This is a genomic window from Brevibacillus borstelensis, from assembly GCF_037834415.1.
GTDB classification, from domain to species: domain Bacteria; phylum Bacillota; class Bacilli; order Brevibacillales; family Brevibacillaceae; genus Brevibacillus; species Brevibacillus borstelensis_A.
Window position 1 is genome coordinate 1 of the sequence record NZ_JAUMSJ010000031.1, and the last position, 26486, is coordinate 26486.

The 26486-nt window shown below is 51.7% G+C and carries 22 protein-coding genes, 1 pseudogene and 1 riboswitch; of the genes and pseudogenes, 2 read left to right on the forward strand and 21 right to left on the reverse strand.

The features are described from left to right. Positions 1-55: 55 nt before the first annotated feature. The 10 genes from Q3F21_RS20135 to Q3F21_RS20180 form a co-directional block, all read right to left on the reverse strand. Entirely contained in the window at positions 56-595 is a 540-nt protein-coding gene (locus Q3F21_RS20135; protein ID WP_340257098.1) for a GerMN domain-containing protein, read from the reverse strand. A 41-nt stretch (positions 596-636) separates the two neighbouring features. Further along, a complete protein-coding gene (locus Q3F21_RS20140; RefSeq protein ID WP_340257100.1) occupies positions 637-2376 on the reverse strand; it encodes an N-acetylmuramoyl-L-alanine amidase in 1740 nt (579 codons plus the stop codon). Between the two features lie 299 nt (positions 2377-2675). Then, positions 2676-3455, reverse strand: a complete 780-nt coding sequence (locus Q3F21_RS20145) for an arylamine N-acetyltransferase family protein (RefSeq protein WP_340257102.1) — start codon at positions 3453-3455, stop codon at positions 2676-2678. Positions 3456-4122: 667 nt separating this feature from the next. Then, the gene (locus tag Q3F21_RS20150; protein WP_340257103.1) at positions 4123-5493 is read right to left on the reverse strand and encodes a M28 family peptidase; all 1371 of its coding nucleotides are present in this window, start codon (positions 5491-5493) and stop codon (positions 4123-4125) included. A gap of 165 nt (positions 5494-5658) precedes the next feature. Continuing rightward, positions 5659-6144, reverse strand: coding sequence for a hypothetical protein (locus Q3F21_RS20155; protein WP_340257105.1), 486 nt, complete (start codon positions 6142-6144; stop codon positions 5659-5661). 24 nt (positions 6145-6168) lie between these two features. Continuing rightward, the gene (locus tag Q3F21_RS20160; protein WP_340257108.1) at positions 6169-6429 is read right to left on the reverse strand and encodes a hypothetical protein; all 261 of its coding nucleotides are present in this window, start codon (positions 6427-6429) and stop codon (positions 6169-6171) included. 131 nt (positions 6430-6560) lie between these two features. Then, on the reverse strand, positions 6561-8204 hold the full coding sequence (locus Q3F21_RS20165; RefSeq protein WP_340257110.1) for a peptide ABC transporter substrate-binding protein: 1644 nt from the start codon (positions 8202-8204) through the stop codon (positions 6561-6563). Between the two features lie 298 nt (positions 8205-8502). Further along, entirely contained in the window at positions 8503-9237 is a 735-nt protein-coding gene (locus tag Q3F21_RS20170; RefSeq protein WP_340257112.1) for an NPCBM/NEW2 domain-containing protein, read from the reverse strand. Between the two features lie 284 nt (positions 9238-9521). After that, on the reverse strand, positions 9522-11153 hold the full coding sequence (locus tag Q3F21_RS20175; protein ID WP_340257114.1) for a peptide ABC transporter substrate-binding protein: 1632 nt from the start codon (positions 11151-11153) through the stop codon (positions 9522-9524). Between the two features lie 163 nt (positions 11154-11316). Beyond that, a complete protein-coding gene (locus Q3F21_RS20180) occupies positions 11317-12972 on the reverse strand; it encodes a peptide ABC transporter substrate-binding protein (protein WP_340257116.1) in 1656 nt (551 codons plus the stop codon). A 155-nt stretch (positions 12973-13127) separates the two neighbouring features. Between Q3F21_RS20180 and Q3F21_RS20185 the strand changes: the two genes are divergently transcribed. Then, complete coding sequence (locus tag Q3F21_RS20185) at positions 13128-13610, forward strand: DinB family protein (protein ID WP_340257118.1); 483 nt, start codon at positions 13128-13130, stop codon at positions 13608-13610. 172 nt (positions 13611-13782) lie between these two features. Here the strand turns inward: Q3F21_RS20185 and Q3F21_RS20190 are convergent, their stop codons facing one another. The 8 genes and pseudogenes from Q3F21_RS20190 to Q3F21_RS20230 form a co-directional block, all read right to left on the reverse strand. Continuing rightward, positions 13783-15438 carry a peptide ABC transporter substrate-binding protein gene (locus tag Q3F21_RS20190; RefSeq protein ID WP_340257120.1) on the reverse strand — a complete coding sequence of 552 codons (1656 nt, stop codon included), beginning with the start codon at positions 15436-15438 and terminating at the stop codon, positions 13783-13785. Positions 15439-15820: 382 nt separating this feature from the next. Continuing rightward, the gene (locus tag Q3F21_RS20195; RefSeq protein ID WP_340257122.1) at positions 15821-16684 is read right to left on the reverse strand and encodes a pentapeptide repeat-containing protein; all 864 of its coding nucleotides are present in this window, start codon (positions 16682-16684) and stop codon (positions 15821-15823) included. Positions 16685-17015: 331 nt separating this feature from the next. Then, positions 17016-17855: a MetQ/NlpA family ABC transporter substrate-binding protein gene (locus Q3F21_RS20200; RefSeq protein WP_340257124.1), complete on the reverse strand. Its 840-nt coding sequence runs from the start codon at positions 17853-17855 to the stop codon at positions 17016-17018. 46 nt (positions 17856-17901) lie between these two features. Further along, positions 17902-18567 (reverse strand): methionine ABC transporter permease MetI, encoded by a 666-nt coding sequence (locus Q3F21_RS20205; protein ID WP_340257126.1) that lies wholly within the window; start codon positions 18565-18567, stop codon positions 17902-17904. Position 18568: 1 nt separating this feature from the next. Continuing rightward, on the reverse strand, positions 18569-19582 hold the full coding sequence (locus Q3F21_RS20210) for a methionine ABC transporter ATP-binding protein (RefSeq protein WP_340257128.1): 1014 nt from the start codon (positions 19580-19582) through the stop codon (positions 18569-18571). Between the two features lie 85 nt (positions 19583-19667). Then, a riboswitch (SAM riboswitch) is annotated at positions 19668-19784 on the reverse strand. Positions 19785-19876: 92 nt separating this feature from the next. Next, complete coding sequence (locus Q3F21_RS20215) at positions 19877-20098, reverse strand: Ger(x)C family spore germination C-terminal domain-containing protein (protein WP_425341285.1); 222 nt, start codon at positions 20096-20098, stop codon at positions 19877-19879. Between the two features lie 282 nt (positions 20099-20380). After that, positions 20381-21150 (reverse strand): annotated as a pseudogene (locus tag Q3F21_RS27505) (spore germination protein). Between the two features lie 153 nt (positions 21151-21303). After that, positions 21304-22275: an LCP family protein gene (locus Q3F21_RS20230; protein ID WP_425341286.1), complete on the reverse strand. Its 972-nt coding sequence runs from the start codon at positions 22273-22275 to the stop codon at positions 21304-21306. Between the two features lie 218 nt (positions 22276-22493). Here Q3F21_RS20230 and Q3F21_RS20235 point away from each other — a divergent pair, with 218 nt between their 5' ends. After that, positions 22494-23723 (forward strand): MFS transporter, encoded by a 1230-nt coding sequence (locus Q3F21_RS20235; protein WP_340257136.1) that lies wholly within the window; start codon positions 22494-22496, stop codon positions 23721-23723. Between the two features lie 62 nt (positions 23724-23785). Here the strand turns inward: Q3F21_RS20235 and Q3F21_RS20240 are convergent, their stop codons facing one another. The 3 genes from Q3F21_RS20240 to Q3F21_RS20250 form a co-directional block, all read right to left on the reverse strand. Further along, a complete protein-coding gene (locus Q3F21_RS20240) occupies positions 23786-24670 on the reverse strand; it encodes an aldo/keto reductase (RefSeq protein WP_340257138.1) in 885 nt (294 codons plus the stop codon). Positions 24671-24767: 97 nt separating this feature from the next. Next, positions 24768-25199 (reverse strand): BrxA/BrxB family bacilliredoxin, encoded by a 432-nt coding sequence (locus Q3F21_RS20245; RefSeq protein ID WP_340257140.1) that lies wholly within the window; start codon positions 25197-25199, stop codon positions 24768-24770. A 103-nt stretch (positions 25200-25302) separates the two neighbouring features. After that, positions 25303-26256 (reverse strand): bile acid:sodium symporter family protein, encoded by a 954-nt coding sequence (locus Q3F21_RS20250; protein WP_340257142.1) that lies wholly within the window; start codon positions 26254-26256, stop codon positions 25303-25305. Positions 26257-26486 lie beyond the last annotated feature (230 nt).

The window sequence follows — 26486 nt, forward strand, 5'->3', positions numbered from 1 at the left end:
GGCACATCCTGAAACACTCAGGACGTGCCTTTGCTGCTATCTGTCGGTATACGGCTTATCGGGTTAACGGTTCGTCGATGCTGACGTGCCCCATCAGAGAGTCCGTCGGTTTGCCGTCAACCAGTATCACGATTTTCTGTACCTCATCAAACTGGAATAGCGTATCTTTCAAAGCGTCAATCGCCATTCCCTCTCCACTGGAACCCAGATTGTAGACATTTTTGCTGTCTGCATCAATGGTCAGCGTACCTTTGTCAAAGGTGACCGAGTGGTAGTGAAAGTCTTTCCACAAGGGCGCGTGCGCTGCATCCTTCGGCTTTTCCAACAGGGCAATAGCCTGTTTGTACTTGTCCAGATCGTCTACGTATTCAATCTCTTGCTCTTCTTTCTTGATCTCCATCAGATTGTCATCCGTGTAATAAAGAGCAATCGTCTGCTTCGTTTTTTGCTGCTCTGTTTCCGGCTGAGCAGAGGAGCCAGGCGTCTCCGTTTGTTGTGCGGGCGGCTGCGCTTGCGGTGCCTTTCCCTGGCCGCAACCAGTGACCAGAAGGATGGCTGCAGCTGCTGTCACCCAAAACGTCATGCGTCTTTTCATCGGAAACCTCCCTTTCCCATCCATACCATTTGGAAACTCCGTCAGTGGTAGGACTGATAGTATTCACGGATGGCTGCCGCCAGTGCTTCCGCCACCTTTTGCTGGAACTCCGGAGAAGTCAACTTGGCATTTTCCGCCGGATTTGAGAGAAACCCTGTCTCCGTCAAAACAGCAGGCATCGTCGTATGCTTGATGACATAAAAGCCTGTCTTTTTCACGCCGCGATTCTGGAACTGTGTAGCTGCTTGCAGGTGACGGTGAACCACTTCGGCCAGCGACTTGCTGTTGGCATTATAATAGTAGGTTTCCGTCCCTCCGGTGGTCGTTTTCGTAAATGAATTGGCGTGGATCGACAGGAACAGGTCGGCGTTGCGTTCATTGGCAAACGCCACGCGCTCATCGAGTGTCAAATACACATCTGTAGAGCGGGTTGCCTCTACCTGAAACTCCGGATACTGCTTCAAAAGCGGTACCAGCTTGTTGGCGACGGCCAGCGTGAAGTCTTTTTCGATGTTTCCTTTCACGCCCTTGGCGCCTTGATCCTTGCCGCCGTGGCCGGCATCCACCACGATGAGGAATCCCGTCTTTTTCGGAACCGGCGAGAGCTTTACCTCAATGCCGTCTTCCGTATACTCCAGATTATACTTGCTTTTGTTGTTGAGCTCAATGACGACGCGTACAGTTTGCGGCGACGCGCTGTACTGGCTGTAGCGAACGTCCGCTACCAGAGAATCCTGCTTATTTTTCTCCGGATCCTCGCGTTCAGCGGCTGCCGATTGATCGTCTGCATCATCTGAATCTTGGGAAGCATCTGTATGGCGGTTTGCTTTGTCGTCGTCAGCCTGATCGTCATCTGTCTGTTTCTCGTCGACGTCAGCCTCTTGCTCTTCGTCATCGACGCTTGTCTCCCCGCCTTCGTAGATGTCTGACCTGGTTCCTTTCTCCAGCTTGTCCAGCAAGTCCTGATCTACCTCGGTTTGGGGCAGGTCCAGGACAATCCGATGCGGTCCCGTGAGGACAAACGCGTTGGCCGTTACGGGAAGGCTTGTTTGAATGCGGACTACCTGATCGTCATAGTCAACTCCGGTAAAGTGCGCGAGGCGGTCGATCTCGACCCGGTTTTTTTCGGAATTCCAGGTGAAACGGCCTCCCAGTTCAGCTTCCAGCTCTTCCAGCGGCAGAGTCAATTCTCCGTCAATGGTGATTCCCCGGTCCGGATGCTTCCATGCCTGCCCCTTCTTCCCTACCTGTTCGGCAACGGCCTGGGCGGATATGTACAGCTTGTCCCCGCTCTGAAAGGCTTTGAGCGATTGGGCAGGCTTATTGCCGTTGTAGCGTATGTCGGGCGTCTCATTGGCGATGACCGTACGCGAGGCGCTGTCCCAGCCCACCGTCACGCCGAGCGATTCCCCGACGAACCGAAGCGGCAGCAGCATTCGTTGGTTTCGCATGACAGGCGGGGTATCCAGCTGCACCTTTTTCCCGTTCACCAGCGCATTTTTGGATCCGACCGTCAGCTGCAATGCTTGCTGACCTCTTGTTATCTCGGCGGTCCGCGTGTCCGGATTCCAGTCCACCTTGGCTCCGAGCCCTTCCGCAATAACTCTGACCGGCACCAATGCGCGCCCTTTTTCAATCATCGGCGGTACATCGGGCTGGACGGCTTGTCCCCCAATCATCAGGTGAACCGACGGGTCCGCTGAGCTCCCTGCAGCAGACGCCCATCCGGGGATGATGAGCAGGAACAACAATACAAACAGCGGTAACAAACGTGTCTTCATTCTGACCTCCTTCATGTTGTGCTTTCGTTTGGCAAAAGAAGCCGTGCGAATGAATTGCCCCGTAAAGTTAGACGCAGCACTCTCTGCAAAGTTTGTAGTCTTTTGGTACCAAATTCGGTCGAAAACAGAAAAAAAGTGCCGAATTTCGGCACTCGGATACCCGTTTCGCCCTTGAAAATGCTTTTTAGCGGACACACGGAAATAATTTCATGTCGCATCTTCGGTACTTACCAACAGTGTGTTGTCCGCTGTTTACTGTAAAGGGTGCGCTGACGTTTTTGGTCGACCAAGAGATTCGTTCAACTTAATCCAAATTGCGCTTTCAACAGCTCCTTGAATCTCGCGTCGTCAACCTTCTCCTTCGTGACGACTCCATCCACCCATTGTGTAAATGTGGCATCGGTTAAGGTCATGTTTCCGCTGCTTGTCATTCTCGTGATCAACGGACTCTTGTTAAATGGAGATTCCGGGTGTTCGGCGATGATCGACTGGATTTCATTACATTCCGATACGTCGGTGATCGGCTTCCGGGAATCGAAGGCATACCCGATTCTCCACGCGGTATCCTTGTATTTCAATTTCATTTCCAGAATGTAGTCGCCGTGTTCGCTATCCACTTTTTTGACCCGAAATTCTCCATTATCAGAGGTTACGGTTTCTCCGGTCAAAGGCACGGGCTTCAACGGCAAATTTCCTCCGAAGCCCGTATCCATCAAATACGTTTGTTCCTCGTGAACGACAAGAATCGTTACATGCGTCCTTCCGATCGTCTGGTACACTTGTGTCTCATTATTGTAAACAACCCCGCGGGCCAGGACTGCATCAAAACCATTTTCAATCAAGAAGTAGTACAGGATCGAATTCAATTCATAACAAAGGCCGCCTTCTTTTTTTACGAGCATTTTGTTTACCAGATTTTCTTTCGTGATCTCACTTGTTTTATTTTCAATGATACATAAATTTTCAAAGGGAATGCTTTTTGCTGTTTTTTCAAGAACGATCTCCAACCGCTCAAATGTAATCTGTTCGTCTGCCGGTATACCGATTCTTTTACGAAAGAAAGCATTTAGCTTACTCATTGCGTATTCCCCCAATTGTAGTTGTTCCTTGATTACTTTTGCAAGCGAAGAGGATATGCCTGCTTTATTTTGAAATATCCTGCAGTATTCCTTATCATGGGAAAAGAAAAAGAAGGAGATCCGGAGAACACCGGTAGCGACAGATGAACATTTGACCTACGAAATGGACGACCTCGGCTATTCCTAGTAGGTTGCGGAGAAAAACCAATCGGCGACATAACTTTGCAAACTGTTGTTCAAGCTTTCGACTCGAATCATTTGCAATTGGTGCAGTCTGACGATATTGATTATTTTCTTCTTCACAAACAATCGCCAACAAAATATCTCGTAAACAAAAATCTCCTCTATATTTATGTGTTTCCATCAGAGGAAGACGCCAAAAAGGGACTGGAGGATTTTTTTGTCCAAACCCAAAAATTCAACATGGCAGTGCCGCAAATATTTGAAGCAAAAAATGTGTTGCTCTTCTATCTTACTCCCGAGACGAGAACAGATCCTTTTTCGGAAAGGGACGAACAAATCCTCTCCATCGTCAATTCCATCGCTGAACGGTAAAACAAGCTCATTTCGATTCGATGAAACAAGGCTGCCGAAAGATTCCGGCAGCCTGAAGCGACGAGCCATTTCCCTGTTTTCCAAGGCGCGGGGCCTGTTTTGGCAGCGCCTGTTATTCCAGCTCCCTTTCCTCGAAATCATACTCTACCTTTTTCGGAGCAACCCTGGCATTTTTAAGGGCCGGTGTATCAGGGCGGGCGATCTGATAAACGGCCGCACCCACGATTTCCGCCACTTCCTGAAGCTTCTCCTTGCTGATTTTGTCTATGCTGTCCTCTGGCGTATGGTACCACGGCTCAACAGGGGCATGGATGAAGAGCGCCGCAGGGATGCCTGCCTCCGCGAACGGAACATGGTCGCTGCGGCCTTCCCGCCCGTAGTTTACGGTTTCCGACAGTCGCGAGCCGGCGGCCGCCCCCAAGTCGGTGACGATGTTCTTCTCGCCGTCTACTGTGTACATGATCAGCTTGCCGGCGTCGCGGCTGCCGACCATATCCATCTGGAACATGCCCACCGTGCTTTCGATTTCCTCTTCTGACAGAGACTCTACGTAGGCATATGAGCCGAGCAGCCCATTCTCCTCCGCTCCAAATGTGACAAAGCGCAGCTCCGTATCGATCGGCATGTTGGCCATTACTCTGGCAAGCTCCAGCGTAGTCGCTGCGCCGGAGGCGTCGTCATTGGCTCCGGGTGCGCCCTCAACGGAGTCGTGATGAGCCCCGACCACAACGATTTGCCCCGTGGATTTCTTCCTGTCCGGCTTCTTCGTCGCAATCACATTGTAGGAGGTGCTTTCCTTTATATCCGCTCCCTCTACCTCCACTGTGGCGGTCAAGGACTCGCCCGCTTCCAATTTAGCCAGCAGTTCTTCTCCCTGATCCTTGGTCAGAGCCAATACGGGAATGAGATCTTCATTTGGGCCTCCGAGCGTGCCATTGATTGCCCCCGGGCTGTTGTTAAACAGGAGAACGGCCTCTGCTCCCGCGCGGGCTGCATTCAATACTTTGTCTGCGAAACTGATCTCACCGCGCTTGATCAGAGCGATTTTCCCGGTCAAGTCCACTCCTTCCAGATCGCTCTCCCGGCCAGGGCCTGCGTAGGCCAGGTCTCCTGTGGCTTGTCCGCTGACGCCGTACGTCAAGCTGCCCAGCTCCCATTCGGTATCCTCGAAGCCGCTGACCGACAAGGAAATTCTGTCCGGGTGTTTGTAGCTGGTGAACTCGAATGGCTGAAGCTTCGTATCGTAGCCATGCGACTTGAACTGTTTTTCAATGTATCTTGCGGCATCATGCTCCGCTTTGCTACCGGCTACCCGAGGCTGCTTTGCGAGATAGTCGATGGTGTTATAAATGTTGTCGACCTTGATCCGCTTTACAATTTTGTTGTCAAAAGCGCTGTCAGACGGATGCGGCTCTGCGTAAACAGGAAGACTACATGCCAAACTTGCAAGCAAAACAATGGGGATCACCTTGTGTTTCAGCATAATTCTCCTCCTTGCGATATGGAATTCACGAACTATGTCTATTATCTTGGCCTGTACGGAAATTTTGTAGTCTGAATCATCAGACAATTTCACCCAATATCCGACAGATAAAATTCACTTCCTGCCCCAAAAAAAAAGACGTTCTTAGTTCGAACGCCTCATTTGCTATCCCCGTATTCTTCTTTCCCTGCGACTTACGTTCGAAACTGTCCGGCCTTTCAAGCCGCCGTTTGTCAAAAATTGTTGAATCATGGCGATTACAGCCGGATTGGACAGCACCTTGATTGATTCGGTCACCTTCGGATTCTTCAGTTGGGGAATCACGCCCCCCAATTGGGGCAGCAGCGGCAGCAGTTCATCCAAAGGCAGCGGGGATTTTGGCTTTGGCGGTTCCACCTCAACGGGAATGGAACGCCTCCTTCCGAAAAGGACCCCTCTGCGCCTTTGGGAGGGCTGCCGTACTTTTAAACGATCCAGCGTTTCCCTCATTTCCTGAAGGTCCTGACGCACTTGCTGCATTTCACGCATCACTTGTTCGTTGTTCGTGGATTGAATTTCAGCGATGCGATGAATTGCTTCTGCCATTTTGGCTTGAGACGCGCTGTTTTTTGATTTTTGTTTGGCTTTCGTTTTTGCGGCGATTGCACCCACCTCCCCCTACCGTTTCCACCATCGCTACTTCTTAAATCTCTTTTTGATGGCGTTCAGGTCGTTTGGATTGACTCCTTTTTGCGCCAGCTTGTTCATCAGGCTGCCAACGTTCTCCGTTTTGGACATTTTCCTGAATTGGGATACATAGCTGTTCAGCTCCTGCTCAGTAAAACTCTTACCCGATTTTTTCCCCAATTCGCGGATGACTTCCTTTAAACCGGCATCCGTCTTGAGCTTATCTTTTGGAATCGATCTGACAATGCCCAGCAATTTCCCGATATCCACATGCTTTCCCTCCCAAAGTGGCGGTACTCCTTTTTACTCTATGTTCGGGGAACGCTTGGGGTTTGGTCATTTGTCCATAGTTGCAAAAAAAAGAAGAGAGCACGATTGTGCCCTCTTTTTCTTTTTCCGTTTTATTCAATATCTGCCCATTTCCAGTCGACATCGCCGAGACCGCCGATGACTACGCCCTTGACGTTGTCCTTTTGTACCCAGGACTGCGTGTAAAAATAGATCGGCATGATCGGCATTTCGTCCATCAGGATTTTCTCGGCCTCGCCCAGAACTTTCAGACGTTCGTCGCGATTTTTAATCGTAGCTGATTTATTCAGTAGTTCCTTGTAATTCTCATTTTCCCAACGGGTATCGTTGTTGCCGCCATTTTTCTCCTTGTACAGCTCGAGGAAGTTGATCGGGTCGTTGAAGTCGCCATTCCAGCCCATGCGGCCTACCTGGTAGTTTCCTTGGTGCAGGTCTTCAAGGTATACTTTCCACTCTTTGTTTTCCAGTTTTACCTCGATGCCGAGGTGCTTTTTCCATTGATCCTGGATTGCCTCTGCGATCTTTTTGTGGCCTTCAGACGTATTGTACGACAGCGTGATTGGCGGCAGCTTGCTCATGCCAAGCTCTTTCAAGCCTTCCTCAATCAGCTTTTTCGCAGTATCTACATCATTGTCTTTGAAGTAGCCGTCTTTGTTGATAGCCATGGACAACGGCAGAGCGCCCATCGCCGGGAGCTGGCCGGCTTGCAGGATGTTGTCGATCAAGGACTGGCGATCAATCGCGTAAGCAAACGCTTTACGGATTTTTACGTTGTTAAACGGAGGCTTCTCCGTATTGAACTTGTACCAGTACGTACCTGCGATCGGTTGTACTTTCATCTTACCGGACTCTTTCAATGCAGGGATTGCATCTGTTGGCAAGGAACTGAGTGGATGACCTGCCCAATCGATTTCGCCGTTGTCAAACATGGACAGCTCTGTATTCTCGTCCTCTACCATCGCGAATTCGATTTTGTCCAGCTTAACGTTGTCTTTATCCCAGTAGTTTTCGTTTTTCACGAGAACCAGCTTGTTCTTGTGCTCCCATGTTTCCATTTTGAACGGACCGTTGCCCACATGGGTTTTGGCATCTCCAGCCCATTTCGCATCCGCTTCGATTACTTTCTGGTTAACCGGGAAGTAAGTCGGGAATGCAGTCAGCTCCAGGAAGAACGGAGTCGGGTTCTCCAGCTTTACTTCCAGCGTCTTGTCGTCCAGCGCCTTTACGCCTACTTGATCGGCGCCAACTTTGCTTTTGTTGTACGCTTCCCCATTTTTCACATAGTAAAGCTGATATGCGTAGTTGGAAGCGGTCTTCGGATCGAGCGCTCGTTTCCAGGCGTATTCAAAATCCTTCGCGGTCAGCGAGTCGCCATTGCTCCACTTGGAATCGCGAAGCTTGAATGTATAGGTTAATCCATCTTCAGATATTTCAATCTTTTCTGCTACTGATTCATGAGGCTGTCCGTCTGCCCCAACGCGAGTCAGACCGTCAAAGGTCGCGCGGATGATCGCCGCGGAAGTCGTGTCCTCTGAGATGCCAGGGTCAGCTGTAGGCGGTTCGGAATGAAGGTTCAATTTCAGAACTTTCGGACCAGTTTTCTCCGGAGCTGCCGCTTGCGGGTTATCTGCCGGCTTCTGTCCTTCTGCCGGTTGAGTATTTCCGCCGCCGCAGCCTGCAAGTGCAGCGCCAAGCACGAGAATAGAACTCATTGCTACAAAAATATTCTTTTTCATGCCACTTGTCCCCCTTGTCTAAATCTTTACTCAATATACATCCTTTTATATTCTTTTTAAATAAGCTTTAGATTGATTTAATAAAATTTTATTTATTTATAAAGAAATTTATAAATTAATAAAAAAATGTTTACTGATAAAAACGAGTGGGAAGAAAAACGATAATGGAGTGTAGGGAAATTAATGCTTTTCATCCGGAAGCGGACAGACAAAGAAAAAGCAGACTCCCTGTGTTGCGGTCGGTACGCCACAAGAGAGTCTGCTGTCTTTACGCTAGGTCCGTCTTGCCCTGACAAAGCTATCTAAGCAGGGCATTTCCGATAAAAGCGTAGATTTGTTTACTGTCCTTCCCTTCTACTTTGCGAATTTCCAGCTCCAGCGCTTTGACGCCCGCTACATTTACATTGATTAACTGGCTCTGTCCAGCCTTCATTCTCTGGCTGTCGAAAAGCACTTTCCCGTCTCCCTTGATCCTCCAGATGATCAAGTCCGTTTTATTCGGCGAGTTGTCGTCGGCCGCTACGACACCGGACAGCTCTTTGTATTTTCCATTCAACTCGATTTTAAATACTTGCCTGGTCGTGCTGCTGTACTTGTCATTTGCGATCTTATCGACGTCCGAATAACCCAATCCGTGATCGTAAACCGTTCCCCCTGCTGAAAAAACTCCCTTGTCCCAGTTGTCGACATAGGATTTTGTGGTCATGTATCCATACGGCATCGAGTACTTCAGCGAGGACAATCTCGTCTCGCTTCCGACTGCTTCCGTGGGGCCGCCGATCGTCACTGTGCTTGCATTCGCATTCCATGCGACACTCTTCCCAGCCGCTGCTCCTACAAATGCGACCGGCGCGTAGGGAACTCCCTTGTACAAAAACGCGTCATTGGTCTCACGCAGCTTTCCGTCAACCATGAACTTAATCGGCTTGAAATCGACCGGAATGGATTGCGTAGCCGCATAGGTAAGGCTGGAAAAGAAGATAGACCCCAACAGAAATCCCGACAAAAATCCCAACTTCGACTTTTTCTTCACGATGATTCTCCCCCTATATGTTGCCAAATCTCTCCAGATCATATCATTACTCCCTCATTTTGGTGGTGCGCCGATAGATGGATTTTTTCGACATTTTTTTGCATTTTTCCGAGACTATCCTCCTAAATCAGCGGATCGCTACGTTTGGGGAGAGGTGCTGCAGGGGGAAATGCTCAAGGCACAAGCCATCCCGAAATCGCGGATGCTCGCCATTTCGACAATGAAAAAAGAAGGGCGCGCGGCCCTCCTTTTTGCTCCAGACAAACTGTGCTCTGTCGGAGTGATTATTCGATTGTAGCCCACTTGTAGTCGACAAAACCGAGACTGTCGAGGACGACGCCTTTTACCTTGTCGTTTTTCACGTAGGAGTGGGTGTAGTAGTAGATCGGCGCTGCCGGCATTTCGTCCATGAAGAGTTTCTCGGCGTCTGCAAGGATTTGCTTGCGTTTCGCTTCGTCCTTCTCCAGTGCGGATTGGTTCAGCAGCTCCTGGAATTTCGGGTTTTCCCATTTTGTTTGGTTGTTGCCGCCGTTTTTAAACTTGAACAGCTCCAGGAAGTTGACCGGATCGTTGAAGTCTCCGCTCCAGCTGGAACGTCCGATCATGAATTTGCCTTGCTTCAGATCGTCGAGGTATACTTTCCACTCTTTGTTTTCCAGTTTGACGTCGATGTCGAACGCTTTTTTCCATTGGTCCTGGATAGCTTCCGCGATCTTTTTGTGACCTTCGGACGTGTTGTAGGAAAGCGTGATCGGCGGCAGCTTGGTGAGGCCCTCTTCCTTCATGCCTTCTTCCAGCAGTTTTTTCGCGGTTTCGACGTCGTTGTCCTTGAAGTAAGGCTCGGACGATACAGCCATGGTCGGCGGCACGAGGCTCATTGCCGGCGGTTGGCCCGCCTGTGTTACGTTGTCGACGATGGACTGACGGTCGATCGCATAGGCAAACGCCTTACGGATTTTTGCGTTGTTGAACGGAGGCTGCTCCGTATTGAATTTATACAGATAGGTACCGGCGATGGCATGTACCTGCATTTTGCCGGATTCTTTCAGCGCAGGGATCGCGTCTGTCGGAAGCGCGCTCAGCGGTGCGCCGGCCCAGTCGAGATCGCCGTGGTCAAACATGGACAGCTCGGTATTTTCGTCCTCTACCATGGAGAAGTCGATCTTGTCCAGTTTTACGCTGTCTTTATCCCAGTAGTTGTCGTTTTTCGCGAGAACCAGCTTGCTCTTGTGTTCCCATGTTTCCATTTTGAACGGACCGTTGCCCACATGAGTCTTCGCTTCGGTCGCCCATTTCGGATCTGCCTCGGCTACCTTCTTGTTAACCGGGAAGTAGGTGTAGAAAGCGGTCAGCTCGAGGAAGAACGGCGTTGGGTTCTCCAGCTTTACTTCCAGCGTTTTGTCATCCAGAGCTTTTACGCCGACATCATCGGCTTTCGCTTTATTCGTGTTAAATGCTTGTGCATTTTTGACGTAGTACAGTTGGTATGCGTAGTTTGCCGCTACGGAAGGCTCCAGCGCGTGCTTCCAAGCGTATTCGAAGTCGTGAGCGGTAACCGGGTCGCCATTGCTCCACTTGGTGTCCTTTAGGTGGAATGTATAGGTAAGTCCATCTTCGGAAATGTCGATTTTTTCCGCTACGGATTCATGCGGCTTTCCGTCTTCGCCGATACGGGTCAGACCGTCGAAGGTAGCGCGCAGCAGTGCACCGGAGGTAGAATCTTCAGCCAATGCAGGGTCTGCTGTAGGCGGCTCGGAATGCAAGTTCAGACGCAGAACTTTCGGGCCTGTGCTCTCTTCTTTTTTTGCTGTATTTCCTTGCGCACTGTCAGCAGGCTTGTCGCCGCCGCCGCAACCGGCCAGCGCCGCGCTCAGTACGAGAACGGAACTCATTGCTGCAAATACACTTTTCTTCATACTCTTTGTTACCCCCTTATAACCTATAACTCACCTCCATTAATATACCGTACTTTTAGTAATATTGAAGCGATTTTCAGTAAAATTAATTTTACTTTATTTAAACATTTATTTGCGTAAACAAAAATAAAAAACGCCCCATTTTTGGGACGTTTCAGATATTTCACTTAACGATCTCAGCCCATTTCAGATCGATAAAGCCAAGCGGATCAACCTGTACGCCTTTTACCTTATCGTTTTGCACCCAGACATCCACATCCGTAAACATCGGTATGACCGGCATCTCATCCATCATGATTTGTTCAGCCTCAGCAAACATTCGCTTCCGCTTCTCCGGGTCCAGCTCCGCCGCGGCCTTGTTGATCAGCTCTTTATATCTGGCGTTTTCCCAGCCCGTATCGTTGTTCCCGCCGTCCCTGTCGCGGTACATTTCCATGTAGTTGATCGGGTCATTGAAGTCGGCGCTCCAGCCGATCCGCCCGATCTCAAAGTTAAGCTCGTGCAAGTCTTGCTGGTGGACTTTAAACTCCTTGTTCTGCAGCCTGACCTCGATCCCCAGCCCTTTTTTCCACTGATCCTGAAGCGCCTCTGCGATTTTCTTGTGCCGGTCTGCCGTATTGGAGGACAGCGTCAGGACAGGGAGCTTGCTCAGCCCCAGCTCCTGCAGTCCTTCTGCCAACAGCCTTTTGGCCCCTTCCACATCATTGTCCTTGAAGTATCCTTCCGGCTTTAAAACCATCGTCTGGGGCAGTATTCCCATCGTCGGCACCTGTCCTACCTGTGTGACGTTGTCCACGATATCCTGCCGATTCACGGCATAGGCGAGCGCTTTGCGGATTTTGGCGTTGTTCAGCGGCGGCTTGGTCGTATTCAGTTTGTACCAGTACATCGAGGCCTGCGGGTGAATGACCAGCTTTCCGGAAGCCTTCAATGCGGGGATCGCGTCTGTCGGAAGACCGCCGAGCGGCTGCCCCGCCCAATCGAGCTCGCCCTTTTCAAACATCGCCAGCTCCGTATTGTCATCCTCGATCATCGCAAACTCGATGCGGTCCAGCCTCACCGCTTCCCTGTCCCAGTAGTTTTCGTTCTTTTCCAGCACCAGCTTGCTCTTGTGCTCCCAAGCCGTCATTTTAAAAGGCCCGTTTCCAACGTGCGTAGCTGCTTCCAGCGCCCAATTCGGATCGGCTTCTACCACCTTTTGATTGACCGGATAATAGGTATAAAACGCGGTCAGCTCCAGGAAAAAGGGGGTCGGGTTTTCCAGGGTGACCTGCAGCGTCTTGTCGTCCAAAGCTTTGGCCCCCAGCTCATCCGGCGATGCCTGCCCGGCATTTATCCTTTGCGCATTCTTGATGTAATACAACTGATAGGCGTACTCGGAAGCCAGCTTGGGATCGAGCGCCCGCTTCCAGGCAAAGACAAAGTCGCTCGCCTTGACGGGGTCGCCGTTGCTCCATTTGGCATCGCGCAGCGTAAAGGTGTACGTCAGGCCATCCTCCGAGGTCTTCACCTCTTTGGCCATGGAATTCATCGGCTTGGCGTTCTGATCCAGACGGGTCAACCCGTCGAATGTCGCTCGTACCACCGTACCCGATGTTGTATCCTTTGCCAGCCCCGGGTCTGCGGTCGACGGTTCACTGTGCAAATTGGCGCGAAAAACGCTTGGTGAAGCTGATGTGGGTGTACTCTCGTTCGTTTGACCTGCAGACGGATGCTGCTGAGTGCCTGAAGATTGTCCCCCTCCGCCGGAGCAGCCTGCGAGCGCTGTCGTCAAAACAAGGACCATGCCGGCCACAAGAGCGCTTATCCTTTTTTTCATTTTGGATTTCCCCCTTATCGTTATCTGTTGGTTAACGATACGCATGCAATGGCGGAATCGGAACCAGCATCGCATATATTTAATGAATGTTTAGAATAGTTTATATAAAATGGAAGTACAAAGGGACTTCCCCTACTATTTGGAGGTTGATGGACATGCTGGAGAAAGAAGAGCTGCTCTCCCATTTTGAAGGGGTGCGTAAGCGGACGTTGAAGTACCTGGGGCAACTGCCTGAAGGTGTAATCGACTGGCGTCCCGGTGAAGGCAAGTTTTCGATCGGCGACATCATTCGGCATTTGGGCTCAACCGAGCTCATGTTTTACCGTGCGATCACCCAAAACGAATGGAAGTACGATGGGCATGGGCCAGAGAAAGGCAAAACATTGGAGGAGGCCATCCATTATTTGGAGCAGTGTCATGCTACCGCCCTTGCCGGCCTTCGCCAGTCAGACCCTGCACAGCTGAAGGCGAAAGTGAAAAACATACTCGGCTATGAAGTTAGCGCATGGCGAATCATCATGGCCATGACAGAGCACGAGATCCATCACCGGGGCCAGCTTTCCGCCTACATGCAAGCCAATCGTATTGACCCTCCGCAAATCTTCGGCTTGAAAATTGAGCAAATCCCGAGCGACTAGAGCTACCGGCTCAGGGAAAATCCGGAGAATGCAGCCATCGATCCGGGGGACTCCTATCAGGAAAGTTTGTGATCGGTGGTGAGAATGGCAGTCTGGAACGCGCTTTTCCTGTCCCGGACTGCCATCCTGCATTTGCTGGTCACGCTAGTTTGGCAAGCAAGACGCCCTTGCTCTATTCGCGAATCTCAGCCCACTTCAGGTCGACAAACCCGAGACCATCCACCTGCACGCCCTTCACCTTGTCTTTTTGCACCCAGACGTCTACGTCCGTGAACAGCGGAATGATGGGCATTTCGTCCATAAAGATCTGCTCTGCTTCGGCGAACATTTTGTTGCGGGTCTCCGCGTCCTTCGCCGCAGCCGACTGGATCAGCAGCTCCTTGTAGCGGCTGTTTTCCCAGCCTGTGTCGTTGTTTCCGGTATCTTTCTCGCGGAACATCTCCAGGTAGTTGATCGGATCGTTGAAGTCGGCGTTCCAGCCCATGCGGCCGATCTCGTAATTGAGCTCATGCAAGTCTTGCAGATAGACCTTGAACTCCTTGTTCAACAGCTTCACATCGATGCCCAGTGCCTGTTTCCACTGATCCTGGATGGCCTCGGCGATTTTTTTGTGGCGGTCAGACGTGTTGTAAGAAAGCGTGATCGCGGGCAGCTTCGTCACACCCAGCTCCTTCATGCCTTCTTCCAGCAGCTTTTTCGCGGTTTCCACATCGTTGTCTTTGAAATAGCCATCCGGCTTCAAAATCATCGACTGCGGCAGCATGCCCATGGTCGGCACCTGGCCAACCTGTGTCACGTTGTCCACGATGGCCTGCCTGTTGACGGCGAGGGCCAGGGCTTTGCGGATCTTCGCGTTGTTAAGCGGCGGTTTCGTGGTGTTGATCTTGTACCAGTACATGGTCGCTTTCGGATGGACGACCAGCTTGCCCGCTTCCTTCAGTGCCGGTATGGCATCTGTCGGCAGTCCGTTGAACGGCTGGCCCGCCCAATCCAGTTCACCGTTGTCGAACATGGAGAGCGCCGTATTGTCGTCTTCGATCATGAAAAACTCGATTTTATCCAGCTTGACGACGTCCTTCTCCCAGTAGTTTTCGTTCTTCTCCAGCACAATTTTGGCCTTGTGCTCCCAGGCGGTCATTTTGAACGGTCCGTTCCCCACATGCGTCGCCGCTTCCATCGCCCATTTCGGATTCGCTTCCACCACCTTTTTATTGACCGGGTAGTAGGTGTAAAAAGCGGTCAGCTCCAGGAAGTACGGAGTCGGGTTCTCCAGCGTCACTTCGAGCGTTTTGTCATCCAGGGCTTTTACACCCAATTGGTCAGGGCTTACTTTGTTGCTGTGTACTTTTTCCGCATTTTTGATGTAGTAGAGCTGGTAGGCATACTCCGCTGCCAGCTTGGGGTCGAGAACGCGCTTCCAGGCGAACTCAAAGTCGTGGGCGGTGACCGGGTCGCCATTGCTCCATTTGGCCTCGCGCAGAGTAAACGTATACGTCAGCCTGTCGTCGGAGATTTTTACATCCGCTGCCATCGAATTCATCGGCTTGGAGTCTTTGTCCAGGCGGGTCAAGCCGTCAAAGGTAGCGCGAACAATCGCCCCGGAAGTAGCGTCCTTGGCCAGGCCAGGATCGGCAGTGGACGGCTCGCTGGTCAAATTTGCCCGAAACAGTTGCGGTCCTGCTTTGGGCGCTGGGGCCGCCCCCTGGGAGGCATCGGACGCCGGCTCAGTCCCTGCTGCTGACGGACCGCCGCCTGTCGCGCATCCGGCAAGAGCCGCGCTGATTGCAAGCGACAGCCCGAGCGCCAATATGGAAATTTGCTTTTTCATCTGAAAATTCCCCCTTTTCTATCAATGACAGTGCAACCAAAATATACCTGTAAAACGACAGGTTGGGAATGGGCTTTGTTTAGATTTAATTAAATTTTAGAAATATTTTATCTATTTGTGAAAAAGTATAAAAACCGCTTGGAAGACAGAAAAGCAGGAAATCTTGCATCTATGTAAAGAGACATGCAAACGAAAAATACCGGTTACCCTTGAGCGAAGCAAGGATACCGGTATCGCTAGCACGGAACATTTGGCCATTGCCGGATCATCGCCCCGCTGGCAGCGTATCGCTCTCGTCAAAGAATTCCGCGGCAGCGCCAGTCGGCTCCTAAACAGGAATGGCTTGTTCAAACGAAAGGCAGGTGTACGCTCGTGTCCGTTTTTACCAGTGCGGCGGGCGTGTGACTGTCAGCGGCAGCTTGGTGTCGGCATCGCCCTTCGCCGCGTTGACCTGGGCTTGGGTGAGAAAAATGCTTTCCGTAAGGTTGGCTCCCCTGATGTCCGCGTCTCGAAAATCAGCCCCGATGAGATCGGCTCCTCTCAGGTCGGCTCCCCTCAGATCAGCGGCGATCAGGTAGGAGCCCCGCAAGTTGGCGGCTCTCAGGTCAGCTCCTCTCAGTTTTGCACCGATCAGATCCGCCCCTCGGCTAAACGTCTTGCGCTTTCCTGCGGGCACCTTGTGCGAGCGCAGGAAAGCGGCACGCACAAGCTCGCTGGTTCGCAGCAGCAACTGATTGACATCGGCTCGATGTGCTGCCACGTCCAGCTTCACGATCGCGTCGGGAGCGAGGTTCGTGAGGTGCTCTGTCTTTTCCAGCGCCAGGCTGAGCTCGCCTCGGATCGGACGGGCAGGCCCAAGCGTCAGCGCCTCGTTCAAATACCAGAGCAGCTCATGGAGCTGCCGCATGATCGGAAACACTTCAAACATTTGCTTCGCGAACTCCGGGGCTTTTCGCCAATCGAGTCCGCCGTAGGTAACCCGGGACACCTTTTGCCCCGCCCCAAAGCAGTCAAAAACCGTGCAGCCCCGGTAGCCCAGCTGTCTAAGGCTGTCGTGAACGCCGCAGCGGAAGTCGTCTTGCAGGTTTTTGCAGGGCTGTCCGGCATTCTTGTCTGCCGCAAAATCCGCCGAGGCAGCGAAGGGCAGCGCGACACAGCACAAGCCGAAGCAGCTCTCGCAGTCAGCTTGCAGACTGAGGCGACTATTGTCGGGGGTCGCTTTTGAATATTCGAGATCCTCGGACATTGCGTTGTCTCCTTCCGCTTCTTCGTATTTCCAAGCTTGCCTCGTCCACGCTGCGGACAAGGCTGTGGTAATGATAGTACTGAAATATCCCCTCCGTCAATCCTCGTTTGAGCTGGAAAGAAAGTCCGGGAAGGAGTGGAACCGGTTGTTGGCAAAAGAACACGCATCGCATCGGTTATGTCTTTTTTAGGCTGAAGGGTTGGCATAAATGAAACGTTTTTGTGCGCGTTTTCTTTGAAACCAAAAAGAAGGTGCCCCCATGTCTCCATAAAGACTGTGGGGCACCCTCCCGCTATCGCGTTACTAGTCTTTTTTCGTCAGAAGCCCGGCATTAGAATGCAGGAATAATCGCACCTTTGTACGTATCTTCGATGAACTTCTTCACTTCAGGCGTATTCAGCTCTTTCGCCAGCTTTTGAATCGCTTCGGAATCCTTGTTGTCCGGACGAGCTACCAGGTAGTTTGCATATGGAGAATCCTTGTCTTCGAGGAACAGGGCGTCTTTGGTCGGAACCAGCTTCGCTTCCAAAGCATAGTTGGTGTTGATCAGAGCCAGGTCCACTTCATCCAGTACGCGCGGCAGCATCGCAGCTTCGACTTCTTTGAATTGCAGGTTTTTCTTGTTTTCTACGATGTCTTTTACAGTACCGCTGATGCCTACGCCGTCTTTCAGCTTGATCAGGCCTTGTTTTTCGAGCAGAGCCAGTGCACGGCCGTTGTTCGTTGCATCGTTTGGCAGAGCAACGCTTGCACCGTCAGCGATTTCATCCACGCTTTTTACTTTTTTGGAATATGCGCCAAATGGCTCGATATGAACAGGCACTACTTCTACCAGGTTCATGTTTTGTCCTTTGTTGAAATCATCGAGGTACGGCTTGTGCTGGAAAAAATTGGCATCCAGCTGTTTTTCATTTACTTGCACGTTTGGCTGAACGTAATCGGTAAATTCTTTGACTTCCAGAATTACACCCTGCTCTTTCAGCTTCGGCGCGACGAACTTCAAAATCTCAGCCTGCGGGACCGGCGTTGCGCCCACTTTCAGCGTTACTTCTTTTTGCTCGCCTTGGGAACCGCCAGCAGAAGGTGCAGGAGCCGATTCTTTTTGGCTGCCGCAAGCAGCCAGAGACAGTGCCAGTACAGTGGACAGTACAGATACGACCAATTTCTTCACAGATGATTTCCCCTTTCTATTTTGAACATTCTCTATGGACAAGACCCTACTTCCGGCTGAACTTGATGACGAGCCTGTCGCCCACCATCTGCAGGATCTGAACCAACACAAGCAAAATACATACCGTCACGCCCATGACGTCCGTCTGGAAGCGCTGATACCCGTAGCGAATCGCCAGGTCTCCCAAGCCTCCGCCGCCGATGACGCCGGACATGGCCGTGTAGGAAACGAGCGACACTGTGGTAATCGTAATCCCGGCGATCAGCCCCGAACGGGATTCCGGCAAGAGCACGCTGCGGATAATTTGCCAGTTGGAAGCACCCATCGATTGCGCCGCTTCAATCACGCCGCGGTCAACCTCGCGCAGGGAGGTCTCCACCAGTCTGGCGAAAAAAGGAGCTGCACCGATCACTAGCGGAGGAATCGAGCCCTTTACACCGAGTGAGGTGCCGACGAGCATTTTGGTAACAGGAATCAGCAGGATCATCAGGATGATGAATGGCACCGAACGCAAAACGTTTACGACAAAGGATGAGATCGAATAAAACCAGCGATTCTCCAAAAGCTGGCCTCTGGATGTGAGAAACAGCAAAATCCCCAGCGGCAGTCCGATAACGACGGTAAACAAGGTGGAAAAGCCAAGCATCGTGAGTGTATCCTGCGTTCCCTTCCAAATTTCCGCCCAGTCTATATTTTGAAGCGTGAATCCCATTTTAAATCACCTCCACTTCCAGGCCGCGCTGACGAAGCGTATCGACCGCTTTCCTGTTCTGCTGCGCATCCCCACCCAATTCGATCACGAGCTGACCATATGGGGTGTCTTTCATACGCGAAATGGTTCCTTGCAGGATACTGAACACCGTACCCGTTTCCTGCATCGTTTGGAACAGAATCGGCTGGTAGGTCTGTTCTCCGAGGAACGTGACACGCAGGATCGTTCGCTCGCCTGACGCCTTTTCATGAGCGATGGCAGCCCGCAGCTCGCTGGAGTCTGCTACTTGTTCCACGAACTCCTGTGTAGTCGGGTGCTGCGGCTTTAAGAACACATCCAGAACATTGCCCATTTCCACAATGTGCCCCCCGTCAATGACACCGACCCGATCGCAAATGGAGCGGATGACATGCATTTCGTGGGTAATGAGGACGATCGTCAAGCCCAGCTTTCGGTTGATGTCCAAAAGCAGCGCAAGGATGGAGTTGGTTGTCTGCGGGTCCAAAGCGGATGTCGCTTCGTCGCACAGCAGCACCTTGGGGTCGCTCGCCAGCGCCCGGGCAATGCCGACACGCTGCTTTTGTCCGCCTGACAATTGTGACGGATACTTGTCGCGGTGCTGTTCCAGCCCTACCAACGCCAGCATTTCCCGCACCTTTTTGTCGATCTCCGCCTTGGGCCGCTTGGCCAGCTTCAGCGGAAACGCGACGTTTTCCCCGACCGTAGCCGACGAGAGCAGGTTGAAGTGCTGAAAAATCATTCCGATATGCCGCCGCTGTTCCTGGAGCCTGCCTTCATCCAGCTTGGTCAGATCGACCCCGTCTACAATGACGCTGCCCGCTGTCGGACGTTCCAACAGGTTGATGCAGCGAATCAGCGTACTTTTGCCGGCACCGGAATGTCCGATGATGCCGAAAATTTCCCCCTTCTCGATCGAGAGGTCAATTCCGCGAAGCGCCGGTGTTTTATGGCCTTTAACAATGTAGTCTTTTTTCAAATTCTGCAACCGAATCATCCGGTTCACCTCCCATTACAATAAACAACCCCTTTTTCATCAGGCGAAAAAGGGGCTGCACCGCATTATACGATCGCATTCACCCTTCTCATCTGTCAAGATTCTACAATCTTGTAGGAATTGGCACCGCGCCACCCATCAGAATCGATGAGCCGGTTGCCGGGCTTCATAGGGCCTGTCCCTCCGCCGCTCTGGATAAGAAGAATTCTACGTATATTTTGTTGGAGAACTTTATTTCTTTTTATGATACAAAACGGATTATATGCTATACCAAAATAGAAAGTCAATGGGGAATTAATCCAATACGCCATTGCGGACAATTTGTACATCGATGTTGTACTCGAAGCGGGACTTCTTGTACATCTCATGCCATTGATCGTGTGACAAATTCCGCGCCCCGCGGAATTTTGCCCGGTAAATTTCCCCGAACCCAAACGGGTCTACCTCCCATTTTTGCATTTTGGCGACAACCTTGGCCAAGTCCTCTTTCATATTTTCGGACAACGTGCGCTCCATTTTTCTGAGTACCTCCGGCCGTTCGATTTTTAACGGTACTGACATTTCCAGAATGTATTTGCATCGACATGACAATGAAGCCGGTCATGTAAGGAGCTATGGTCGTCGTCGGCTTGGGCTGAACATTGATCTTCATGGCTCCTCCCTACTCGTCCTCATCAAAATTATGGATTTGCCGTGCACGTTGTTTGCCGTAGCGATAAGGCTTGCCGTTTTGAAAAAACTCGAGACGTTTGGCAAGGAACGCAAGGGGAGCCCGGATGAAGCTGTTTTTCCAGTCGATCAGGCGCACCGGATAGAGCGGCGAGAGTATGGTCTGCCCAAGCTCGTCAGCCGCAAGAGATGGCTGATGAGGAAACTGACCGACACGATAAACGATGACAAGGCTCCGAGCGCAACAATGATAATCAAAATGTTGCTGGTAAAGCCCGCCTGCACGGATGCCTGCACGGATGCCTGCCCGATCACGATACCGCCCACGATGCCGATTGTTTGCCCTACTTTGGTGGGGAATCTTGCCCCTGCTTCCCTCAAGAGTTCGATTATGATCTCCATCATCAAAGCCTCAAACAGCGGCGGAAATGGGACTCTGGCCCGAGACTGGCGAGTGACAGAAGGAGGTCGGCCGGAATCATTTCGTAGTGAAAAGTCAGCGCCGCCACGTAAAGCGGCGTAAAGAGCAGGGACGCAATCATCGCGGAAACGCGGAGGACGCGGTTAAACGTGCCGATGCTCCAGCGGAAGTAATAGTCATCCGGCGACTCAAAAAAATGGATCAACGCAGTCGGTCCAAGCAGCACAAATGGACTCCCCTGCATCAATATGGCGACCTGGCCCTTCCGCAAGGAGCTTGAGACGCGGTCCGGCCGCTCCGTTTGCAGCAATGTGGGGAAAACAGACATTCCATTGTCCGTTATGAACTGAGCCAAAATGTTGACTTCAACAAGTCCATCTACTTCCAAATCCCGTATGCGCTGACGGATCGTTTGAACATTCTCCGGATTCGCCGTCCCTCCATATACAGTTGTGTAGACAATCTTAAGGTCAGCCATGCTGGACAAAAAATAAATGCGCACACGGCCATCTGGTTCATCTACATGCTCGACGACCAGATCCGCTGTATGCGAAAACCAGTCACGGATGACATCGGATATGGCTAGTTTTCCCCAATCTCGCTTAAAGATGGCAAAAAAAGACACGCCTCCTCATTGCGTGTCGTTGCTTGCTTCCTGTGGAATTGCGGACGTTTCTTTTTCTTTCTGGAGCGGCGGCTCCAGAGCTTCCTGAATATAGGATTGCACTTTGTCAACGTCAGGAATCAATACAGAGCCGGCCCGGTGAGATTCCCGGAAAGTCCCCATCGGAGGCAGCTGATGCTGTCCAGGCTGCTGCGTCTCGAGCGAAAGCCCCAATCCGGCCAGCTTCAGCATATCCATGGAGCTGATGTTGGTCTGCACGTAAGGGGTTATTTGTTTTAAAATAGAAGGCAGCTGAATCAGGGTCGTGCCGTTCTTCATCTGGTTGGCAAGAGCCGCCATCAGCTTGCGCTGCCGCTCTGTCCGGGTATAGTCGGAAGTGGCGTCATGGCGGAAACGAACGTATTGCAGCGCTTTGGTTCCATCCAGCCGCTGAAGTCCTTTTTTCAGGTCAATGTCATACACGCCTTTGTCAGTGGGATCGCGGTAACGCATATTTTTTTCAACATCGATCTCCACTCCGCCGACAGCATCGATCAGATGCCTGAAGCCTTCAAAATCAGTGATGACATATCTGTCGACGGAAAGACCAGTCAGCTGGCTGACCGTCTTCATAGCCAATTCCGGTCCGCCTTCGACGATAGCGGAATTGATGCGTGAACTGCCGTGACCGGGTATCTCTACATACGTGTCGCGCAAAATGGAAAACAGGTCGTACCGTTTGGTGACCGGGTCAACGCTCACCAGCATCATGGAGTCCGAACGCGGCAGTCCGTTGTTCTTCATACCGCGCCGGTCCACGCCCATGAGCAGAATATTGACCCGTTCCTTTCCATCCCACACGGGCATCTCCGCCGCCTTGGTCGTCGCACCCGGCTCCTGTCGATGATCGATGACATTGGGCGCCTGGATGTCTTCGGCAAATTGGTAAAATGCGTATCCATAATAGCCTCCTGCCGCAATGACGACGAGGAGGAGCATGAACAACAGTCGTTTTAATTTACGAATCAAGCATAACTCCACCTTTATTTCTGTCTGGATGCGGACAACTCCCACTTTGTCTAGTATACTCGAATCACGTCGATATGGGGCAGCCTTTATTTGGCTGATTGCGGCTACTTAATAAATATTTTAGTTTACAATATCTGATAAAAGAGGTATACTACTCCCAAAACCTACCGCAAAGGGGGAAGCCTTGCATGATCTCACCAAGGGCATGGCTCCACCGCTATCCCCGGGAAGCATGGCTGTTTCTTGCCGCCAGCTTTCTCAATTCTTCCGGCAGCGCCTTTATGTGGCCGTTGACGACCCTCTACGTCCACACCCAGCTGCACCGTTCGATGACCGAGGCCGGTTTTGTGCTCATGCTGCAATCCATGGCAGGGATTGTCGGCCAATTTGCCGGAGGCACCCTGTTTCATCGAATCGGAGCCAAGCGATTGATCGTGGGTTCGCTCCTGCTCCAGGCTGCTTGCATGTTGGGTATCCTGTTTACCGACAGCTGGTATGTATACATCGGATTTATGATCGGTCTTGGCTTTTTGTTTAATGTGTCCAATCCTGCGATTCAGGCGTTTATCGGCTTTCGCTGGAAGGAGCAGCGGCGTGAATTGTTCAACATCGTGTATGTGGGCAACAACCTGGGCATGGCCGTAGGTACGGCGCTGGCTGGGGTGATTGCGGCCATTTCCTTTCAGTTCACGTTTTTGTTCAACAGCGTAAGCACGTTTCTGTTTGCCGGCTTTTTCTTTTATTTCATGCGGCACATGTCGCACGATGAACTGGTCGGCAGTATGGACGAAAAAACAGCAAAACGGAATCAAAGCTCCATGCACCTGCTTCTGCGCTATCAGCTTTACCTGTTCATGGCGCTTGGTTCGGCCTTCATCTTTTTCTCTACGACTGTCTGGAACACGGGCGTCGCACCCTACCTCACTTCCACGGGCATGCCGCTCGCTGCCTACAGCTGGCTATGGACGATCAACGGCATCGTGATATTTACCGGTCAGCCCGTCACTTCCTGGGTAAAACGGCTGGTCAAGCAAAATTTGTCGTCCCAGCTTGTCGCCAGTGCCGTCGCTTACGGCGGAGGATTCGGGTTTATGCTGTTCTTTCATGACAATTATGCGGCGCTTATCATCGGTATGATGATTACGACCTTCGGAGAAATGCTGATCGCTCCTACTGTTCCGACTTTTATCAGCGAAAAAGCCGGGGAATCGGCCCCGTTTTATCTCGGGGCTGTGGGGGCGGTCACATCGGGAGGCCGCCTGCTGGGACCGCTTTTCTTCGGACAGATGTACGACGCGGGAGGGATTGTTCCGGCGCTGACGCTGGCGACCGCTGTTTCGTCGGCTGCGGTCGTGCTTTGCCTAATTCACGCGTCGTTTCACCGGGAGCGGAAAGAACGGGCGGGGGGTGCGGTTTAACCATGCAAAAACGGACAAAAGAACGCGAGACGATGATCCCGCGTTCTTTTGTCCGTTTATGATCAGGGTTGTCCTTCCCATGCCAGCTTCGGCAGCTTGTACCACTCTCCGGACATCCATTCGCTTGCTTTCCAGCGCAGCACATCCGCCCGGACCAACGGCATGATCTGTTGATAAAAATCGACCCGTTCGATGTCGGTCATGGGGACAAAACGATTGGCGGCGGCTGCGTCCGCTTCCAGCTCGCTCATTTTGCTGACGCCGAGCACGGCTGTCGACACCGGCAAGCTCCACGTATAGCGCAGCGCCTGCTCCGTCCAGGGAGTCAGTTGCCCCAGCGCCATCACCTTCATGCCGATCACGGCCACCCCTTTTTCCACTGCCAGCGGCACGAACTCATGGGCAAAGCTGTAAATGAAATGATCCAGCGCGGACAGGGCGACCAAAGCGCTGTCAAACGGGAACCTGCGGATCGCTTCAGCAAGCAGCCGGGGGTCCGTATGTCCGCTGATGCTGAGCTTTCTGACCAGTCCCTGCTCCCGCGCCTCGATCAGCGCTTCCAGCGCCCCGCCTTTGGCAAAAATGGCTTCCAGATCATGCGGCTGCATGACGTTATGTACCCGCCATTCATCCACGCAGTCTGTTCCGAGCCGCTTCAGACTGCCTTCCAGGTCTCTCAAAGCCAGATCCCTTGTGCGGCCTCCGGTTTTTGTGGCGATCCACACCTTGTCCCGCAATCCGCGCAAGCCCAGTCCTACCCTCGATTCGGACTGTCCGTCGCTGTAGCTGGGTGCTGTATCAAAGTAATTGACCCCGAGCTCTACAGCGCGCCGGATGATCGCAATCGCCTGTTCCTCCGTGCAATCATGCTCGTCTACAATCCGCTGGGCACCAAATCCAAGCAAAGAAACCTGGTGAGGGTCTCGTCCAAACGAACGGGTACGCATTTTCCTCTCATCCTTTCTGCGTGAAAAAAGGGCTAAGATTTAACAAGACGCCCCCTTCGGAGCGTCTTGTTCACAGTCTGTTATGATGAGCTGCGCGTTATCCGCAGTATTTGTCGTATGCGTCGGTCAGCAGCTTGGCGATGGTCGGCAAATCATTGTTTTCGATCTGATGGCGCTCAATCATGGTCATGATTTTGCCGTCTTTCATCAAGGCAAAAGACGGAGAGGATGGCGGGTAGCCTTCGAAGTACTCGCGTGCTTTTGCCGTCGCTTCTTTATCTTGACCAGCAAAAACGGTGTACAGGTGGTCTGGCTTTTTCTCGTGGTTGATGGAATAAGCTACAGCCGGACGAGCAAGACCAGCCGCGCAGCCGCATACGGAGTTGACGACGACAAGAGCCGTCCCCTTCATTTCCGAAAACGTTTTTTCAACTTCTTCCGCCGTTTTCAATTCGGTAAAACCTACACGTGTCAGCTCGTCACGCATCGGTTGAATGACTTGGCTCATATATGCCTCATAGGACATCATTTGGCATTCTCTCCTTTGTGGATCACGATTCACTTATCCCTATTATACCCTCTCCGCGGCCCAAGGAGAATGTCGGAAGTGCAAAAACACAAAAACACCTTGATCAGGTGTTTTTGTCCAGGCTTTGCTGTTCGTTTTTCATCCGGCTGAAGATTGTCGCCACGATCGGGCCGGAGATATTGTGCCAAACGCTGAAGATCGCGCTCGGAACTGCGGCCAGCGGAGAAAAATGGGCAGTGGCGATCGCTACGCCCAAGCCGGAGTTTTGCATGCCGACCTCGATGGAGATCGCTTTTTGTTTCGCTCTGTTCATGCCGAACAGTTTTCCAAACAAGTAGCCGAGCAGAAGTCCGAGACCGTTGTGCAGAATGACGACGCCGAAAATAGCAAGACCGGTCGTCGCGATTTTTTGCTGGCTTCCGGCTACGACAGCTGCCACGATCGCAACGATGGCGATGGTGGAGACCAGCGGCAGTGCCTTTGCTCCCGCTTCTGCCGGTTTTTTGAACAGCGTTTTGACGATAAATCCAAGAACGATCGGAATGATGACAATTTGCAGAATGGACCAGAGCAGGGACATCGCATCCACTGGTACCCATTGGCTTGCAAACAGCAGGATGAGCGCAGGCGTTACGATTGGCGCCAGCAGTGTGGTGACGGAAGTAACCGCTACAGACAACGGGACATCCCCTTTTGCCAGATACGTCATGACGTTGGAGGCAGTACCGCCCGGACAGCAGCCGACGAGGATGACGCCGACAGCGATCTCAGGAGGAAGCTGCAATCCCTTCGCCAAGCCGAAAGCGAGCAGCGGCATGATCAGGAACTGTCCGAGTACGCCGACCGCTACGTCCTTGGGACGGCGGAACACTTCCCGGAAGTCGGACGGCGATACGGTTAACCCCATGCCGAACATGATGATGCCGAGCAAAGGCGTAATGTACTTTCCGATCCATTTGAAAGAGTCGGGCGCCATAAAGGCCAGGGCCGCAAACAGCAATACCCAGATGGCAAATGTCTTGCCCACGAAATTGCTTAACTTTTCTAACGATTTCACTTACAGCACTCCTTAGTTTATGTATAATAAAAAAATTTATAGTTATTATAATTGACTGAATTTAAAATTACCATAAGAAATGGCTCACAGGTAAAAACCTTTTTTTCAACAGAAGCGATAAAACGGAACATTTCCGCTTCCTGATATCTCCAACAAAAACAAGCCGGAAAAAATACAACGGCTGTAGAGATGAAACAGGAGAAAAATGCGAAGGTCTTTGGGACGCCACC

Excerpts from the sequence above, each read along its gene's own strand:
- Q3F21_RS20135 (WP_340257098.1), bottom strand. The coding sequence starts at position 595 with ATGAAAAGACGCATGACGTTTTGGGTGACAGCAGCTGCAGCCATCCTT.
- Q3F21_RS20140 (WP_340257100.1), bottom strand. The coding sequence starts at position 2,376 with ATGAAGACACGTTTGTTACCGCTGTTTGTATTGTTGTTCCTGCTCATC.
- Q3F21_RS20145 (WP_340257102.1), bottom strand. The coding sequence starts at position 3,455 with ATGAGTAAGCTAAATGCTTTCTTTCGTAAAAGAATCGGTATACCGGCA.
- Q3F21_RS20150 (WP_340257103.1), bottom strand. The coding sequence starts at position 5,493 with ATGCTGAAACACAAGGTGATCCCCATTGTTTTGCTTGCAAGTTTGGCA.
- Q3F21_RS20165 (WP_340257110.1), bottom strand. The coding sequence starts at position 8,204 with ATGAAAAAGAATATTTTTGTAGCAATGAGTTCTATTCTCGTGCTTGGC.
- Q3F21_RS20175 (WP_340257114.1), bottom strand. The coding sequence starts at position 11,153 with ATGAAGAAAAGTGTATTTGCAGCAATGAGTTCCGTTCTCGTACTGAGC.
- Q3F21_RS20180 (WP_340257116.1), bottom strand. The coding sequence starts at position 12,972 with ATGAAAAAAAGGATAAGCGCTCTTGTGGCCGGCATGGTCCTTGTTTTG.
- Q3F21_RS20185 (WP_340257118.1), top strand. The coding sequence starts at position 13,128 with ATGCTGGAGAAAGAAGAGCTGCTCTCCCATTTTGAAGGGGTGCGTAAG.
- Q3F21_RS20190 (WP_340257120.1), bottom strand. The coding sequence starts at position 15,438 with ATGAAAAAGCAAATTTCCATATTGGCGCTCGGGCTGTCGCTTGCAATC.
- Q3F21_RS20195 (WP_340257122.1), bottom strand. The coding sequence starts at position 16,684 with ATGTCCGAGGATCTCGAATATTCAAAAGCGACCCCCGACAATAGTCGC.
- Q3F21_RS20205 (WP_340257126.1), bottom strand. The coding sequence starts at position 18,567 with ATGGGATTCACGCTTCAAAATATAGACTGGGCGGAAATTTGGAAGGGA.
- Q3F21_RS20210 (WP_340257128.1), bottom strand. The coding sequence starts at position 19,582 with ATGATTCGGTTGCAGAATTTGAAAAAAGACTACATTGTTAAAGGCCAT.
- Q3F21_RS20215 (WP_425341285.1), bottom strand. The coding sequence starts at position 20,098 with ATGGAGCGCACGTTGTCCGAAAATATGAAAGAGGACTTGGCCAAGGTT.
- Q3F21_RS20230 (WP_425341286.1), bottom strand. The coding sequence starts at position 22,275 with ATGCTCCTCCTCGTCGTCATTGCGGCAGGAGGCTATTATGGATACGCA.
- Q3F21_RS20235 (WP_340257136.1), top strand. The coding sequence starts at position 22,494 with ATGATCTCACCAAGGGCATGGCTCCACCGCTATCCCCGGGAAGCATGG.
- Q3F21_RS20240 (WP_340257138.1), bottom strand. The coding sequence starts at position 24,670 with ATGCGTACCCGTTCGTTTGGACGAGACCCTCACCAGGTTTCTTTGCTT.
- Q3F21_RS20245 (WP_340257140.1), bottom strand. The coding sequence starts at position 25,199 with ATGATGTCCTATGAGGCATATATGAGCCAAGTCATTCAACCGATGCGT.